This window comes from Lysinibacillus sp. EB271-A1-10B (genome assembly GCF_058791335.1).
On sequence record NZ_JBYTDL010000033.1, the window covers coordinates 1 to 14,918 of the forward strand.

Consider the following 14,918-nt stretch of genomic DNA (forward strand, 5'->3'; position numbering starts at 1 on the left):
TGCATTTTTTAGTATAGCACGTGCATATTAAACTTTTAACAGAAAAATATTGACAAACTATTAGCTGGTTAGTTGAAGTATGGTTCTTCACAAATTCTTAGACAATCGTAAAAAGTAGTGGAATGCCTTATTTATTAATTTCCTCATATTATTCATTAGTTTAATGTAGCATGTGACTACGATACGGCTTTTTTTATTTTTAAATCTATTACACAGGCAATTCATTATACAAACATAGCTATCACAACATAATAATAGTAAGGTAAGCTAATTTAGCCTTACACATCCTTACCTTTCTACTAAGGGTCACTCCATCCCAAGTGGCCCTTTTTTTATAGTCTTATCTTACAAAAATATATTTTTTAATGCCCACTGCTGAATGGTTTATCAACCATACTCCTTCTCTGCAGCTAACATATTATATATTGTAAAAAGGAGGTGTTCTTTATGGGTTACTATGGTGGAAATGTTGGTGGCGGTTATGGTAATGGTTCATCATTTGCCTTAATTGTTGTTCTATTTATTCTTTTAATTATTATTGGCGCTACATTCATGACTGGATATTAACATTTTTAATTAAAGGGTCGCCCTCCCATCCTGGTGACCCTTTTATAGTTCTTTCCAAGTATTGTGCAGAAGCATCATCACACACTGTAGATTTTCAATGTATAAATTTTCTTAAACCTGTACATATTAAAGAAGCTCTCTAGTGTCTCACACTAACTAAACTGTGGTGTTGGCGAGCGCCGCAGTTTTTTTATTGCATTTATAAATGTAAAATGACTAAGAGTGAAGCTTAAAATGTAATGTCATCATTAAATTTCATCTTCGCAATTTTTTTCACCTCAAAACATAAAAAAATTATAAAGCTATTATTGGTCACTTCTGATTTAGGAAATGACCCTTTTTATTTCGTTGTTATGTTTTTAATTTAAAATGCATATATTTATTTCGGGATAGCAACCTCTTGCAATACCCCATACTGTTATCGCACATGCTATCCCTTTAGCATTTTTATATTGTCCAATACACACTACTTTAAAACTGTAACGACCTCGCCGTTATGGTTTTTTTATTTTTATTTCGATTTCTAAGGCTATCCACTATTCAAACCATGCAATCTCAACATAATTATAGTAGTGTTAAGCAAATGCGCTTAGCTCTGCACTCGAGGATTTGGGTCACTCTTGCTCAAGTGGCCCTTATATTTTAAAAGTCTGCAGAAACCTAGATATATTCATAGATAATTCATAACAATATAATGGATCCCTCAAATTCCCTATTTTCTAAATTACTCTTTAGTAATTTCTTCTTAAAGATATGGCTCTTTTCCCATCCTTTTCTCACTTTTTTATAGTGTTATATATGTTTTTAAATACCATTACATATATTAGTTTTGGGATAGCAACCTGTTGCATTGCATCGCCCCAAGTTGTTATTGCATTGCGCTATCCCGCCAATACATAATTTAACCTCCATACACATTTTATTCGATTGACGACTTTGCTTTTTCAATGTATAGATAACCTCAATTTGCACACTCTAATATCGAGTGTATCGCACGCACTTGCTGTGGCGCTGGTTGACCGTCACAGCCTCCCTCATTTGTCATTAGGGTCACAATTCGGTGACTCTTTTTTTATTTCTAAAAAATGAATTATTTTTCTTATTTAACCCATACTATCCTTGCTTTAGCTAAAATAAGAAAAGGAAGTGAAAGTATGGGTATTCTTGGTGGAAATCCAAAAAACGAGCCATTACATTACGGTGAAGTTTTTAGTGTTTGGTCAAATTTAATTGCAGATTATGGTATGATTTCTGGGTATCAAACTTTTTATAATCACGCTGGTGACGAAGATCTAAAAAAAATAATTGAAGATATAGTTGAACTTTGCAGGGAAGAAGTAAAACAATTAGAGAAAATCCTAAAAACAAATGGTATTGGTTTACCTCCTGCTTCACCCGAAAGACCAGTAGCAAGAATGGAAGATATCCCTGCAGGTGCTAAGTTTAACGATCCAGAAATTAGCGCTGCCCTTAGTGCAGACCTAGCTGCTGGATTAGTTGCATGCAGTCAAGCAATGGGCATTTCTACTCGTGAAGATATTGCCTTAATGTATGGCCAATTCCATACAGCAAAAGCTCAAATTGGAGCTAGACTTCTACGTCTTAATAAAACTAAAGGCTGGTTAGTTCCACCGCCAATGCATGTAGATTACCCAGAAAAATAAAATATTTATTGAACCTGACTAACCGTCTCCCCAGTTTATACTGGGGTTTTTTTTCGGTAATAGTTCATGCCAGCCCACTAGGCACATTTTGCTTATTTCACTAACCTGCCCCGTTAGTAGTATAGCAACACTCTTTTAGAAAAAAGCCTTTTTTAATTAGCCAAAAAGCTAAGTATAATTGTGTTTAATTTATTGACATACTGCTCCTTCCCTTCCAACATGAAGCCTGAGTTGAGGAAAACGGCTTGGTGCTAAAATGACTGCCTACATTTCAGAAACTAAATTAATAGAATCTAAAACATAGACAGCCATTGCACTATGTACATGAATCCGTCATTTGAGGTATCCGTATATGTATGCCCTTGTTAAATGCGTTCTTTCGAACAATACATATAGTTTCTACTTCTGCCCCCGAAACGTCTTGTAATCCGTCTACATGCCTTCTGCGTGTATCGTAAATGCTTATTCTACTGTTATGAGAAACTCAACAACAATTACAATGTACTATGTATTCTGCATGACCTTAATCATTCAGACCTTCCACTCCTAGCCGTTAATGGTCGCTAACACCATTTACACCCAAAGCGAAACAAGGAACGCTTATAGAGGGTGCTAGACGTTTGTGTGCGATGGGAACGTCGTAACCTGTCAAGTTTAGTTTCAATTGGTGTTACTAGGTTTCCACCAACGAGCTACTATCATCTAAAAAAGACAATAGGAAACTAGACCTTTGCATTTTATCTTTTTTTCAAGTAAAATGAAGGCTATAAATGCTCATATTTAGTTGTATTCGTCTACTGCTATCTTGAGTATCGAGGGAAAGTGTTCTCAGCACTGACCCTCTTTTTTATTGCTTAAAAATCGAAATTGTTTAATGGATTGTGCTTGTCATTCTCCTGTTTTAAGTGACTACCCCATAAATTTACATAGCGTTGAGTCGTTGTTATATTTTCATGTCGCATTAACTTCATTATCGTAAAACTGTTTACATTTGATTGGACTAGATTCCTGCAAAAGGTGTGCCTAAATGTATGTGGGCTAACTCGCACATCTTTAAAATTCATTTTCTCTTTTAATTCACGAAAAACGTAATCAATCGTATTAATTGTAAATGGTTCATTTTTATTAGTAACAAACAAATACTCACTTTCATTTTTTAAGATATTTGACGAAAATGTCTTGAATGCTAGTAGCTCTCTCGTTAATTTATCTGTCAAAAACACCGTTTCATATTTCCTGCTCTTACCATGTACTTGTAACGTTTGATTTTTAAAATCTACATCATCCCACTTCAACATTAATAGTTCCTTCCTACGAATGCCTGTACCTAGCAGTACTAAAATTACCAAATAGTTACGGTAACTGCTATATGATTGATGCCTCTTTCTCTGTGTCCGATAGAACGCTAACATTTGGTTAATTTGTTGGTCTGTAAAAGTATCAATCTTCACATCTACTTTTTGAGTTTTTATCTTCTTCCCAATGTTTTCATCAACATACCCCTCTTCAACGCAATAATTTAAAAAAGCTTTAGCACGTAAAATAATTGTGTTGATTGTATTTGGTTTCCTGTTTTTTTGCTGTGCCATCATTAAATATTTTTTAAGATGACTTCGTCTCACATCCTCAACATTAACTGCTCCTTCTTCAATGCAATAGTCAATGAAAGGTTTAATCATGTATTTATAGCTTCTGATATTTGACTCAGTTGTGTTATTGAATCGTCTATCCGATATAAAATCATCAAACGCAAACTTTAAAAGCATAAAAAAATACACTCCTTTTCATCTAAATTAATAGACAATAAGAAGTGTACTATTGATAACAAACAAACTGTATTTTACTCCACATCTTAACAAGTGCCTTGAACCCTTGGTATTGCTGACTTTTCCTAAGTTTTTTCAAGCCTTCTCTTGATAAGATTATTTAATTAAAAAGAATTGTAACATGAACATTTAAGAATATCAACAATACATAGAATATTTTGTTATTAACCATGCATGTCATTATGTAATTTGTTTAAAACTAATATTGAAGCTAAGTCCATATATTTTATGGTAAACAAGCTGTAATTATGTTAACATATACCTTTAGTAACAGAGAGGAACGTGAATAGTTTGATTAAAATTGAATTTCCAAAACCAGATTTAGTAATTCGCCAACGAGAGCAAGATTTAAAACCAGGTGATGTTCCAATCACACCGTATTTCGGTTTTATTGATTTCCATAAAATCACTCGTGAAAATGGCGGCATTTTCTTATTCTACAATGAACAGAATGAACTATTATTTGTCGGTAAAGCACGTAAAATTCGTCAACGTATTAAAAAGCATTTTGAAGACAATGTGTCACCGATGAAAAATCATCGTGATGAAGTTTTCAAAATTGAAGTGTACGAAGTAGATGATCCAATGGAACGTGAAATTTACGAAACATACGCGGTTAATACATTCCGCGCTAAATACAATGTTGATAAAGTTTTTTATTAAGATAAAAGATCTTATATTACAAAAAATAAGAATCTACAAGCCATCTGTGCTTGTAGATTCTTTTATTATCTTCACTCTACGAAAAAGGCTTTACGTTCTTTAGTAATCCATTCCTCAAGCTCCATATCATCATCGCGCGTTAACAATCGATTGACAAGCACGTCATGCCAAATATAATCCTCTAATAAATAAATATGCACAGGGTCATTTGTTATAAAAGCCGTTTCTTGATTGGACGGTGAGTGTCCATAAATCATCTCTTGACCATCTATAGACAGAATAAACCAATGGGGCGTGGAAGCATTCCTCGTATATTGAGTAATGCGGTGCTGGTCAATCGATGCAATATTTTCATCCACATACAAAGTAATTCCATGAACCGGAATACGCTGAGCGACCTCATGTATATCTTCTCGCAATTTTTCATACATATCTTCCCACATTGATAATAGTACTTTTTTCTCCGCTTTTTGTAATAACGACTGACAATAATTGACGATTGCCTCTTTTCCTTTTAGCGTCACAACCTTATGCTCCGCTTCCTGCTCTTTTACCTCTAATTTTTCTAATTGATCACTAATCGACGTGAAATTCGATTGCCAGCGTTGCTCAATTTGTTGTAAAAACACAGCAACAGGAATGGAAGAGTATGTCGTTTGATCTGCCGTTTCTTCTTTCAGTACTAACCCTTTTTCAACAAGCACATTAAGTATGTCATATATTCTTGCACGTGGGATACCGGAGTTCTTACTTACTTGATAGGCACTAACATGACTATTTTGTACGAGTGCCGTATAGGCCTTTGCTTCATATTCTGTGAATCCCAGTTCTTTTAATTGGGCGATTAATAATTCCATCGAATCCCTCCATTTCCTCTATTATAGTTGAAGGCTATGAAGATTAGCCAACGAAAAAATTAGTCTTTACAGACACGTAAAATTTAGTTACTATTTCAGTAGTAACTATCTAAAGAGGTGTATACATGCTATTTGAAGTAGATTTAAATGTAGTCATATTATTAATATCTTTTGGATTTTTAGCCGCCTTTGTGGATGCCGTCGTTGGTGGTGGTGGCTTAATTGCATTACCCGCCCTCATGTTTGCCGGTTTAAATCCAGCAGCAGCCGTAGCAACTAATAAGCTTGCTGGTACAATGGGGTCTTTAACATCAACCATTTCCTTTTATCGTTCCGGTCAGCTAGAAATTCGTTCGGTTATCAAATACTTTCCCCTAGCCTTTATTGGATCACTCTTTGGTGCATGGACAGTACATTTAATAAACCCCGAATTACTAAAACCACTTATGCTAGTAATGCTTGCAGCTGTTGCAGTCTATACAATCTTCAAAAAAGACTGGGGTTCAGTAGCTGCAGTCAAAAATTTAAAGTCTACGCACTTAGTTTTATTCATGCTATTGTTATTTTGCATTGGTTTTTATGATGGATTCCTTGGTCCAGGAACCGGCTCATTTTTAATTTTTAGCTTTTTATTAATCGGCTTCGATTTTTTAAAGGCAGCAGGAAATGCCAAATTTTTAAACTTAGCAAGTAATTTTGCAGGCCTTTTAATGTTCGCCTACTTAGGTCAAATTCATTATGTCTACGGTTTACTGATGGGTGTAGCTCAAATTGCCGGTGCATTTGTAGGTTCCCGTATGGCGATAAAAAAAGGTAGCGGCTTTGTTCGCGTATTGTTTATTATCGTAACGATTACATTGCTCACTAAAAATGCTTATGATTACATAATTCATTAAAAAAACGCCGTAGATACGCTATTTCTACGGCGTTTTTGTTTGTTTATGAACTTTGGGTGTTCTATTTTTTAATTCGAGAGAGGTTTTTCGTTGTACCAGGGGTTCTTTCCGTCGTTTCCGTGATCCGTTCCGTCGATTCGGAGACTCTTTCCGTCGTTTCAAAGGTACTATCCGTCGTTCCGGTGACCCTTTCCATCGATTCAAGTTCTATCCATCAATTCAAGGTTTCTATCCACGACTCTCGACGTATTATCTATCACTCTTTGAATACAATATAAAACGCCGTAGATATTCAATCTCTACGGCGTTTTATAAGTCAGATAAACAACTTTTCGTCTTTAAATTTATGACTCGTTAATAAGCTAACAATAACAAAAATGAATAAGGAAGCGACGATTGGAATTGTCACAGTATGCATGCCAAAGACAGAAGGGTAAAAACGATCAATGATAATATATAAGGTCATCCCTGAAATCATTGACGCTATCGCACCGTATTTGTTCGCCTTTTTCCAATATAGTCCTAAAACGACTGTCCAAATAAAGACTGCCTCTAGTCCGCCGAAAGCAAATAAATTAAGCCATACTAATAGATCTGGTGGATTTAGTGCAAAAACGATAACGACTAAACCAATCACTGCTGTAACAATAAAGCTTGCACGTTTAATTTCCGTATCATTCGCAGTTGGCTTTATATAATTTAAATAAATATCTTTCACTACTGTTGAGCTAACAAGCATTAGGAGCGCATTAACTGTAGACATCGTTGCTGCCATTGGTGCTGCTAAGACAACACCAGCTAAAAATGGCGGTAAAACCTTTAATGTTAGCAGTGGCATAACTTTATCACCAATCTCAATACCTGGCATCACTGGTCGTGCTAAAACACCAATTAGATGCATCCCAAACATAATTGTCCCAATGGCAATAGTGCCAATGATAATGGCTAAATGCATACTTCTTGAATCTTTATAGCTCATCGCACGAACAGCGATTTGTGGAAGCCCCACTACTCCAACACCGATCAAAATCCAAAATGTAGAAACGTATAATGGCGTTAATTCACCTTCAGCTCCAAATGGAGATACGAGATTCGGATTCTCAGCGACAAGCGAAGCCATAATATTATCAATTCCTCCGCCAGCGATAATTGTCCCAATTAATAAAATAACTGTTCCGATCACCATAATCGAGCCTTGCACCGTATCCGTCAACGCAACAGCACGGAAGCCCCCAATGATCACATAAACTAACACGGAAATCGCAAAAATAAACAGTGCCGTTGTGTAGTTTAAGCCCGTTAATGATTCAATTAATCGAGCACCACCTACCCATTGTGCCATCATGGCAGAAAATAAAAAGATGATGATACTAATAGCTGATAAAATAACTATGACATGACTTTTATAGCGCTCTCGTAAAAAGTCGATTAACGTGATCGCTTGATAACGTCTTGCGATAATAGCAAATTTTTTCCCTAAAATCATTAAAACAAAATAACCCGCCGGAAGCTGAGCCATCGCCAATAATACCCAACCAAGCCCTTTCGTATAAGCAACACCTGGACCACCAATAAAGCTACTTGCACTACCGTACGTAGCAATCATTGTCATCGCAAGGATGAAGCCTCCCATTTCACGACCACCGAGGAAGTATTCCTGTAAAAATGAATTGGATGAGCGTATATGCTTATTTGACCAGATACCAATACCAAAGATGATGACTAAAAATAATAGCAGTGGAACAATAACTTGCCAGTGCATTATTGATCCACCTCCTCATCGTCAAATGGTACCTCTTTGAAAAAGAGTTTCATGACGAGCCAGATTAAAATAATCATAAAACCTGTCCCTGCTATACAGCTATAGAAAAACCATGCAGGGAAACCGAAAACATACGTATAGCTTGTTGGATCACCAGAGCCTAGTCCATAGGCAAAGCCGAACCATATCGCAAAGTTAACGATAACAAGTCCAATACCGATAAGCGCCTCTCGATGCGCAATTTTAAAACGTTGATCTTTCAAAATACTGTCCCCCTAACCTACTCTATTTTACTGATATGTTCGTATTATGGGAACCTTTGTGAGAAAAATAAATATCAGCACTACAATTTAGTTTCAAAAACGATAAACAGAAATTCCCCCTTAATATTATGTTTGACGTTTAGACTCTCATTAACAGACTTTACACAATCGTATCTAATAGCTCTATATCTAAATTCCCACTATTTTTCATGCTGTGAAATATTTCTAAGTGCCATTTATTTTTAAGTCTTTCATATTTATTTTCTTCAATTCACAAATGTAGATTCGTATAGGCATCCATTATTTTAAGATTGACCCCTTTATGTCTTAAAGTTGCATATCTTTGAGGTGTGATTGTTAGAGTGACCATATCATGTGGAATATCTTCGAACTCTTTCATTTCAACACAAACCCAGTATCCATCTTCTTCACCAAATTCATGTTCCACAACAAAAGCCCCAACTTGCTGTAAAGGATTTTTGACATGTTTTATTTCGCTAATTCGTTTATTTAACGGCAAAGATATTTTAGGTATTTCGATTATATATTGATCATCCGGACATAAAACTCGAAAACCTACTAGCATTAGCTCCCAAACTTCTTTAATCGCTTTGTTTTGCAATGTGTTTTCAGTCATTTCCCCCTCCTTATAAAGTAAATAATCCTCCTTTCAAAATTGGAAAAACGCCTGGATAACCAAGCGTTTTTCACCATCTTTACTATTGGAATTTCTTTATTAATAAGCCCCAGATTGTGAAGGAAAATACTTTAATTCATACTCCTATACATGTGTTTGTATGATTTCCAATTGAAGCAAAGCAAATATGCTTAGCTGTATTGAAAGATACTAACGAAATAGTCTTCTTCAGGAAAGTCACCTATATATTCTAAACCATTTCTTGAATAAAACTGTTTTAACTTTTCATTTCCAGCCCAACAATCTAAATACAAGGTTTTATCTAATCCTTTTGCTAAAGAACAAGCAAATTCTGTTATTGCAGAACCAATGTTTTTTCCTTGGAACTTGGGTAAAATGGCAATTTGAGATAGATACTTACTTTTATCATCAAGGGAAAATTCATTTATATTTTCTATATCATATATACAAAACGTTCCTATTATTTCTTCTTCTACTATTAAAACGTACAAAAAGTTATTTTTTAATTGGTTTATAATTTTATTATGATCCCAAGGGTATTCCCATTGGTGTATTCGTTTTTGTTGTAAATTTAATGTAACCTCATTTAATATATACAACAATTGCGATAAGTCGTCGATTTTGGCTATTCTTATTTCCACTATCTAGCTCTCCTTTCATGGTTTTAGTTTTCATCAATGCTGAAAGAAGTTAAAGGTTTTTCTGGTCGGTTATGGCAATATTTGCAATTAGGATCACTACATTTTGATTCAGTCCAACTATTACATTTAGGGCAAAAATAAGCATCAAAATCATCGTAATATACTAGATTAAACTTGCATTTAGAACAATATTTATCTTTTTCAATTTGACCATAAAATTCAAAGTTGTCTATTATAACTTTTCCATACTTTTCTACTATTTTCATATACATACTCCTATAGAAATATTTATGTATCAAATAACTATTTTAACATATATCATCCACTAAATTTTGAATACTCACAATTTTTCAACTATTATATCCTTCATCGTTAATTGAATAGCAAGAATCTTTTAGAAAACAGGCTATATCTTTTTTACATAGGCGTTTAAGAAATAGGCTTGAATGTACTTTTAATAATTGATATGAATTACCGCAATATTAGATTGATGAACGAACAAATTGTTGTAGTATATAGTGCCATCTGTGATAAAAAAGAGGATAGATAGAGCCAATTTATTTAAGCTCTTCTATCCTTTTAATAGAATTGAGAAAAACTGTTCCCATTTGTGTACTTCAAATTGCTAGGATTAGCGTTTATCAACTCTTTAATATTGGAATTTCTTTATTAAGCTTTGAAGCTCGTCTGCCTGCTGTGCCATTTCTTTTGCTGAAGAAGCCATATTATCTATGAAGGCTAGTTGCTCCTCTGCTGTTATCGTAACGTGTTCCGTACTTTCAGTTGCCTTGGTTGCAATGCGTGCCATTGCTTCTGTTGAGGCAGTAACTTCTTCAACACTTGCAGACATTTGTTCCGTTACAGCGGAGATGTCATGCAACTGTGTACTTACTCCTTTAATCGACTGCATGATCTTGTGGAAGGCCAGTTTTGTATCATCGACAACATCCATACCTGCGGCAGCTTCCTTCGAGTTACTAGAAATAGCCGTAATAACATTGGTCGTATCACTTTGAATTGAATGAATAAGCGATGCTATTTGATCAGCAGATTTCTTTGATTGTTCTGCCAATTTACGAACTTCATCTGCAACGACAGCAAATCCTTTTCCTTGCTCCCCGGCACGAGCCGCTTCGATGGCTGCGTTTAAGGCAAGCAAATTCGTTTGATCAGCGATGCTTGTAATCACATCAACGATATTGCCAATTTGTTGCGACTGATCACCTAAAATTCGGACCTGCGCCTCTACATGGTCAGATGATTTGTTAATAATTGTCATTTGATTCAATACACGATTCAAAGAATCATTTCCTTGAGCAGCCTCGTCACTCATTAAATCAGCAGCATCTGAAACCGTTGAAGCAGTTTCAGCAACTTGTTGGATGCCAATCGCCATTTCCTGCATGGCCGTTAAGCTATCACTTGTGCTATGTAATGTAGTTCTTGAACCATCGGCTAAATCTTGTAGTGTTGAAGTTAGTTGTCTCGTCATGTCAGCGGTTTGCTGTGATTTAGATGTTAAGCCATCAGACGATACATCAACTTGTTTAGAGGATTGTGCTATTTGTTGCATAACTACCTTTAAGCTTGTCAGCATTTTATTAAACGATTGTGCAAGCTCACCTGCTTCATCCTTGGAATTAATTTGTAGCTGTTTTGTTAAATCTCCCTCTCCATCCGCAATATCTCGAAGTTGAGCATTCATTTCACGAAGCGGCTTCACAAATGCTCTCGTAAACAGGAAGCTACCTAATATAGCAATGACAGCTCCGATGAACAATACAATGAGAAGCTTGCCGATAAATGCAAAAATAATAGCATTCACTTCATCGATTGTTTCACCGACAAACCACATCCCAATGATGTCTCCATTTGCATCTTTAATAGGTGCATAGAGTGTTAAATATTTCGTTCCTACTACATCTGCCTCACCAATAAAGGTTTCCCCTTTAGTCATAACATTTTCAACGACTTTTGGATCAGCATCTTTGCCAACTAAACGTTCGCCATTTAGCTTTAGATTAGTAATAAGTCCTTTGGAGCCCTGGAAAATGGTTACACCACCATCGATGCTTTCGCCAACCTCATCAACAAAGGCTTCCTGATCAACTATTTTTGAATCCCCTTTGTAAAGTTCCCCATCTTTTATAGCCCAATCGCCCTTAAATCGTTCTTCTAGAAGCGCATAGCCGACCTTTGAAATATGGGTTACACTCTGCTCAAAATTATTAAGCATAATTTCCTTCACTTGTATATGGGATACAAATCCAATCATAATGCTTAAAAACAGAATAACGCCCACTAAAAGCAAATTAAATTTCGTACTAATTTTAAAAGCGCGCAAATAATTCGTCTCTCCTTTCTCATATTAATTAGGAATATTATGTATAAAATGTGAACCATTTTTATTAAACATGATTCTATCAATAGTTTCAATACATTATCAATAAATTAACAATATTAATATAAATGAGTTGTTGGTGAGCAGTAGCTAAGGGAAATACAATGAATTCACAACGTGTGGTTAATTTCCGTTCCGACTGGGCACTTTGCCACTTTGCCGCTGACGCTTCGCTTTCGCGCAGATAAAACATTTTGCCGCTGACGCTTCGCTTTCGCGCAGATAAAACATTTTGCCGCTGACGCTTCGCTTTCGCGCAGAGCAAAGCTTCCTGGGGGCGTCCGAGGAGTCGCCAGTCTCCACTCCGATAAACTTATCCGCATAACATATGCTTTAACATAATGTCACCACCATCTCTCGCTGGTGAACTAATATCCTTCGTTTTTATGGTGTAATTTGAAATTTATGCTAATATATTTTTTAAAAGGGAGGGAGTTTATGAAACTTGTTTTAATATTTGGTCCTCAAGCAGTAGGAAAAATGACTGTTGGACAGGAATTAGCTAAAATAACGGATTTGAAACTTTTTCATAACCATATGACGATTGATTTGGTTAGTCATTTTTTTGGTTATGGTACAACAGAAGGAAAAAGATTGGTTAATTTGTTTCGTCAGGAAATATTTGAAGAGGTATCCAAAAGTAATTTGTATGGCTTAATTTTTACTTATGTCTGGGCTTTTGATATGCAGGAGGATTGGGATTATGTCGACGATCTTGCAAAGCTTTTTGAATCAAGAGGGGGTACTGTTTATTTTGTAGAGCTTGAAGCTGATGTAGTAGAAAGATTGGAAAGAAATAAAAGCGGTAATCGACTTGAGCATAAACCTTCAAAGAGAGATATTGAATGGTCCGAAAAAGATTTGAAAAGCTCGATGGAAAAATACAGACTAAATTCCTTAGAGGGCGAATTAAAATATCCAAATTATCTCAAGATCAACAACACAAACTTGAGTGCTGAAGAAGTTGCTATGTGCATAAAGGAAACATTTCATTTATAGAATTGAAAAACGCCTGGATCTCCAAGCGTTTTTCGGTTCTAAAAATAGAACTACATACCACTTACAACTTTATTTTAATCAACTGATAATCCGTTAATAAAACAATATACTATTTCTTCTTCTAACTGACTTAATTTACGATTTAGTTGAGTAGATAGTTCATTAACTAAATTCGAATGGTTTCTTTGATGTTTTTCTGTTAAATCACAAATTAACTTCAACAACATTATATACCCCATAAAATCCTCTTTAGATAATGGGGGCTCATGCGAAAGCACATAAATTTCGGCATCAAACATTTCAATGTTTTCTAAGAGATGTCTAACATTTTCAATTTTATATTGTGGTTGTTGTGAGTAAATACTTGGATACAAGCAGTCCCCTAAGAAAAGTACCTTTTCTTCCTCTGCATAAATAATTGATGAGTCATCGGAATGATCTCCACCCACATATTTGACTACACACCGAATACCACCTAATTCAATCTCATAATTATCTTTAAAAGTAATATTAGGTAATTTGATGGTAATATTTCTGTCTACTCCAAATTCTTTTTTAATCATGTCGGAACAAAACTGATTCTCTAGGCCTATTTCGACACGTTTATCTAAAGCTTCATCTGACCAATCATATTCCATCATTTTTTCAAGGTGCATCTTTGTGTTTTCATGTGCTATGGTTAATAGATTCATCTGATTTGTTCCAAAGCTATGATCCCAATGCCAATGCGTTAATACTACAGAATGATAATTAGCAATTTGACTTTGATTTAGTTCATCAAGAAATAACTTAGTATGTTTATCAGAATTTCCTGCATCAACAATTAAGGTTTGGTGATCCCCACAAATGGCAGACAGTATTGGTCGATCAGTTTCAGAATTATGCGGTAAATAATGTATACGATTTGTTAGTTGTTTCAAATTTTTCTCCATTATCTTAACTCCCTTTGTTTTCATTAGTTCCGACAATTTTATTTAATGTATCAAGAACATTTTTTAACTCTGTTAAGCTAACTTTCGAATAATATTTTTCTACAAGCATGGCGTCAATTTTATTTAGAAGTTGATGAAACTCTTGTCCTCTATCCCCAAGATAAATAAAGGTCTCTCTACGGTTTATTGCATTCTCTTGACGATAGATCATTTTCATTTCTTCGAGCTTTGAAATTACTTGGCTAACCGCACTTTTTGAAATACCAAAATGATTTGCAATATCATTCGCAATTACAGGCTCATTGCGAATGATATAAAACATAATAATTTCTTGTTGTGGAGTTAAGTGAAAGTTCTCTAATTCCTCAACCTCTTTGGATTCTTGTAAAACTAACAACTTGAACTGCTCAAACTTTTGATTGATTTGGTCTATCATTATTAAATAATCGTCCAAGATTTATCAGCCCCAATTTACTTTTAGTTAAGTTTAGTTTACTTAACTAAAAGCGGATTGTCAATTATTGTATGGAATTATTAAAGATGGCAAGCCTTCTTTATTTTTGGCTATTTTCTCAAAGATTGTTACTAATAACACATTACACTGGTAAGTACCTTCTTTAATGTAAGGGAAATCATTTACGCCTACAGAAAGACTTAAACTGTCTATTACTATTTTTAGTCGGTCCGTCAGAACCTTTAGCAGTAAACTCTGGTACATATACCTGGAATCTGTACAGTTAGTTCAATAAAGCAAAAAGAGCTGCATATGCAACTCTTTGATCTTTAATA

At 35.0% G+C, this 14,918-nt stretch carries 15 protein-coding genes; 5 read left to right on the forward strand and 10 right to left on the reverse strand.

The window, feature by feature from the left end; genetic code table 11:
- The first annotated feature begins 447 nt into the window (after positions 1-447).
- Positions 448-567 (forward strand): YjcZ family sporulation protein, encoded by a 120-nt coding sequence (locus tag AC3WSK_RS24385; RefSeq protein ID WP_492414831.1) that lies wholly within the window; start codon positions 448-450, stop codon positions 565-567.
- A gap of 1,154 nt (positions 568-1,721) precedes the next feature.
- Positions 1,722-2,231, forward strand: coding sequence for a DUF3231 family protein (locus AC3WSK_RS24390; protein ID WP_492414832.1), 510 nt, complete (start codon positions 1,722-1,724; stop codon positions 2,229-2,231).
- An 854-nt stretch (positions 2,232-3,085) separates the two neighbouring features.
- Here the strand turns inward: AC3WSK_RS24390 and AC3WSK_RS24395 are convergent.
- Positions 3,086-3,997 carry a tyrosine-type recombinase/integrase gene (locus AC3WSK_RS24395; protein ID WP_492414833.1) on the reverse strand — a complete coding sequence of 304 codons (912 nt, stop codon included), beginning with the start codon at positions 3,995-3,997 and terminating at the stop codon, positions 3,086-3,088.
- A 351-nt stretch (positions 3,998-4,348) separates the two neighbouring features.
- On the opposite strand from AC3WSK_RS24395, the gene AC3WSK_RS24400 reads away from it, so the two are divergent.
- Complete coding sequence (locus AC3WSK_RS24400) at positions 4,349-4,720, forward strand: nucleotide excision repair endonuclease (RefSeq protein ID WP_079561920.1); 372 nt, start codon at positions 4,349-4,351, stop codon at positions 4,718-4,720.
- 71 nt (positions 4,721-4,791) lie between these two features.
- On the opposite strand, the gene AC3WSK_RS24405 is transcribed toward AC3WSK_RS24400, so the two are convergent.
- Positions 4,792-5,577 (reverse strand): TrmB family transcriptional regulator, encoded by a 786-nt coding sequence (locus AC3WSK_RS24405; RefSeq protein ID WP_492414834.1) that lies wholly within the window; start codon positions 5,575-5,577, stop codon positions 4,792-4,794.
- Positions 5,578-5,702: 125 nt separating this feature from the next.
- Here AC3WSK_RS24405 and AC3WSK_RS24410 point away from each other — a divergent pair, with 125 nt between their 5' ends.
- Positions 5,703-6,473, forward strand: coding sequence for a TSUP family transporter (locus tag AC3WSK_RS24410; protein ID WP_079561922.1), 771 nt, complete (start codon positions 5,703-5,705; stop codon positions 6,471-6,473).
- A 316-nt stretch (positions 6,474-6,789) separates the two neighbouring features.
- Here AC3WSK_RS24410 and panF read toward each other — a convergent pair whose 3' ends face one another.
- From panF to AC3WSK_RS24440, 6 genes are all read right to left on the reverse strand, one after another.
- Entirely contained in the window at positions 6,790-8,235 is a 1,446-nt protein-coding gene (panF, locus tag AC3WSK_RS24415; RefSeq protein WP_492414835.1) for a sodium/pantothenate symporter, read from the reverse strand.
- Positions 8,235-8,498: a YhdT family protein gene (locus AC3WSK_RS24420; protein WP_079561925.1), complete on the reverse strand. Its 264-nt coding sequence runs from the start codon at positions 8,496-8,498 to the stop codon at positions 8,235-8,237. The genes panF and AC3WSK_RS24420 overlap by 1 nt, the downstream gene beginning before the upstream one ends.
- 271 nt (positions 8,499-8,769) lie before the next feature.
- On the reverse strand, positions 8,770-9,135 hold the full coding sequence (locus tag AC3WSK_RS24425; protein ID WP_492414836.1) for a GyrI-like domain-containing protein: 366 nt from the start codon (positions 9,133-9,135) through the stop codon (positions 8,770-8,772).
- 191 nt (positions 9,136-9,326) lie between these two features.
- A complete protein-coding gene (locus AC3WSK_RS24430) occupies positions 9,327-9,797 on the reverse strand; it encodes a GNAT family N-acetyltransferase (RefSeq protein WP_427483638.1) in 471 nt (156 codons plus the stop codon).
- Between the two features lie 23 nt (positions 9,798-9,820).
- Complete coding sequence (locus tag AC3WSK_RS24435) at positions 9,821-10,063, reverse strand: hypothetical protein (RefSeq protein WP_079561927.1); 243 nt, start codon at positions 10,061-10,063, stop codon at positions 9,821-9,823.
- A gap of 383 nt (positions 10,064-10,446) precedes the next feature.
- Positions 10,447-12,141 carry a methyl-accepting chemotaxis protein gene (locus tag AC3WSK_RS24440; protein ID WP_079561928.1) on the reverse strand — a complete coding sequence of 565 codons (1,695 nt, stop codon included), beginning with the start codon at positions 12,139-12,141 and terminating at the stop codon, positions 10,447-10,449.
- 495 nt (positions 12,142-12,636) lie between these two features.
- Here AC3WSK_RS24440 and AC3WSK_RS24445 point away from each other — a divergent pair, with 495 nt between their 5' ends.
- The gene (locus AC3WSK_RS24445) at positions 12,637-13,197 is read left to right on the forward strand and encodes an AAA family ATPase (RefSeq protein WP_079561929.1); all 561 of its coding nucleotides are present in this window, start codon (positions 12,637-12,639) and stop codon (positions 13,195-13,197) included.
- A gap of 74 nt (positions 13,198-13,271) precedes the next feature.
- On the opposite strand, the gene AC3WSK_RS24450 is transcribed toward AC3WSK_RS24445, so the two are convergent.
- Both AC3WSK_RS24450 and AC3WSK_RS24455 read right to left on the reverse strand, forming a co-directional pair.
- Positions 13,272-14,129 (reverse strand): MBL fold metallo-hydrolase, encoded by an 858-nt coding sequence (locus tag AC3WSK_RS24450; protein WP_170938980.1) that lies wholly within the window; start codon positions 14,127-14,129, stop codon positions 13,272-13,274.
- A gap of 4 nt (positions 14,130-14,133) precedes the next feature.
- Positions 14,134-14,583 (reverse strand): MarR family winged helix-turn-helix transcriptional regulator, encoded by a 450-nt coding sequence (locus tag AC3WSK_RS24455; RefSeq protein WP_427483635.1) that lies wholly within the window; start codon positions 14,581-14,583, stop codon positions 14,134-14,136.
- Positions 14,584-14,918: the final 335 nt, after the last annotated feature.

Coding starts and splice junctions, on each gene's coding strand:
- AC3WSK_RS24385 (WP_492414831.1), top strand. CDS start 448: ATGGGTTACTATGGTGGAAATGTTGGTGGCGGTTATGGTAATGGTTCA.
- AC3WSK_RS24390 (WP_492414832.1), top strand. CDS start 1,722: ATGGGTATTCTTGGTGGAAATCCAAAAAACGAGCCATTACATTACGGT.
- AC3WSK_RS24395 (WP_492414833.1), bottom strand. CDS start 3,997: ATGCTTTTAAAGTTTGCGTTTGATGATTTTATATCGGATAGACGATTC.
- AC3WSK_RS24405 (WP_492414834.1), bottom strand. CDS start 5,577: ATGGAATTATTAATCGCCCAATTAAAAGAACTGGGATTCACAGAATAT.
- AC3WSK_RS24410 (WP_079561922.1), top strand. CDS start 5,703: ATGCTATTTGAAGTAGATTTAAATGTAGTCATATTATTAATATCTTTT.
- panF (WP_492414835.1), bottom strand. CDS start 8,235: ATGCACTGGCAAGTTATTGTTCCACTGCTATTATTTTTAGTCATCATC.
- AC3WSK_RS24425 (WP_492414836.1), bottom strand. CDS start 9,135: ATGACTGAAAACACATTGCAAAACAAAGCGATTAAAGAAGTTTGGGAG.
- AC3WSK_RS24435 (WP_079561927.1), bottom strand. CDS start 10,063: ATGAAAATAGTAGAAAAGTATGGAAAAGTTATAATAGACAACTTTGAA.
- AC3WSK_RS24445 (WP_079561929.1), top strand. CDS start 12,637: ATGAAACTTGTTTTAATATTTGGTCCTCAAGCAGTAGGAAAAATGACT.
- AC3WSK_RS24450 (WP_170938980.1), bottom strand. CDS start 14,129: ATGGAGAAAAATTTGAAACAACTAACAAATCGTATACATTATTTACCG.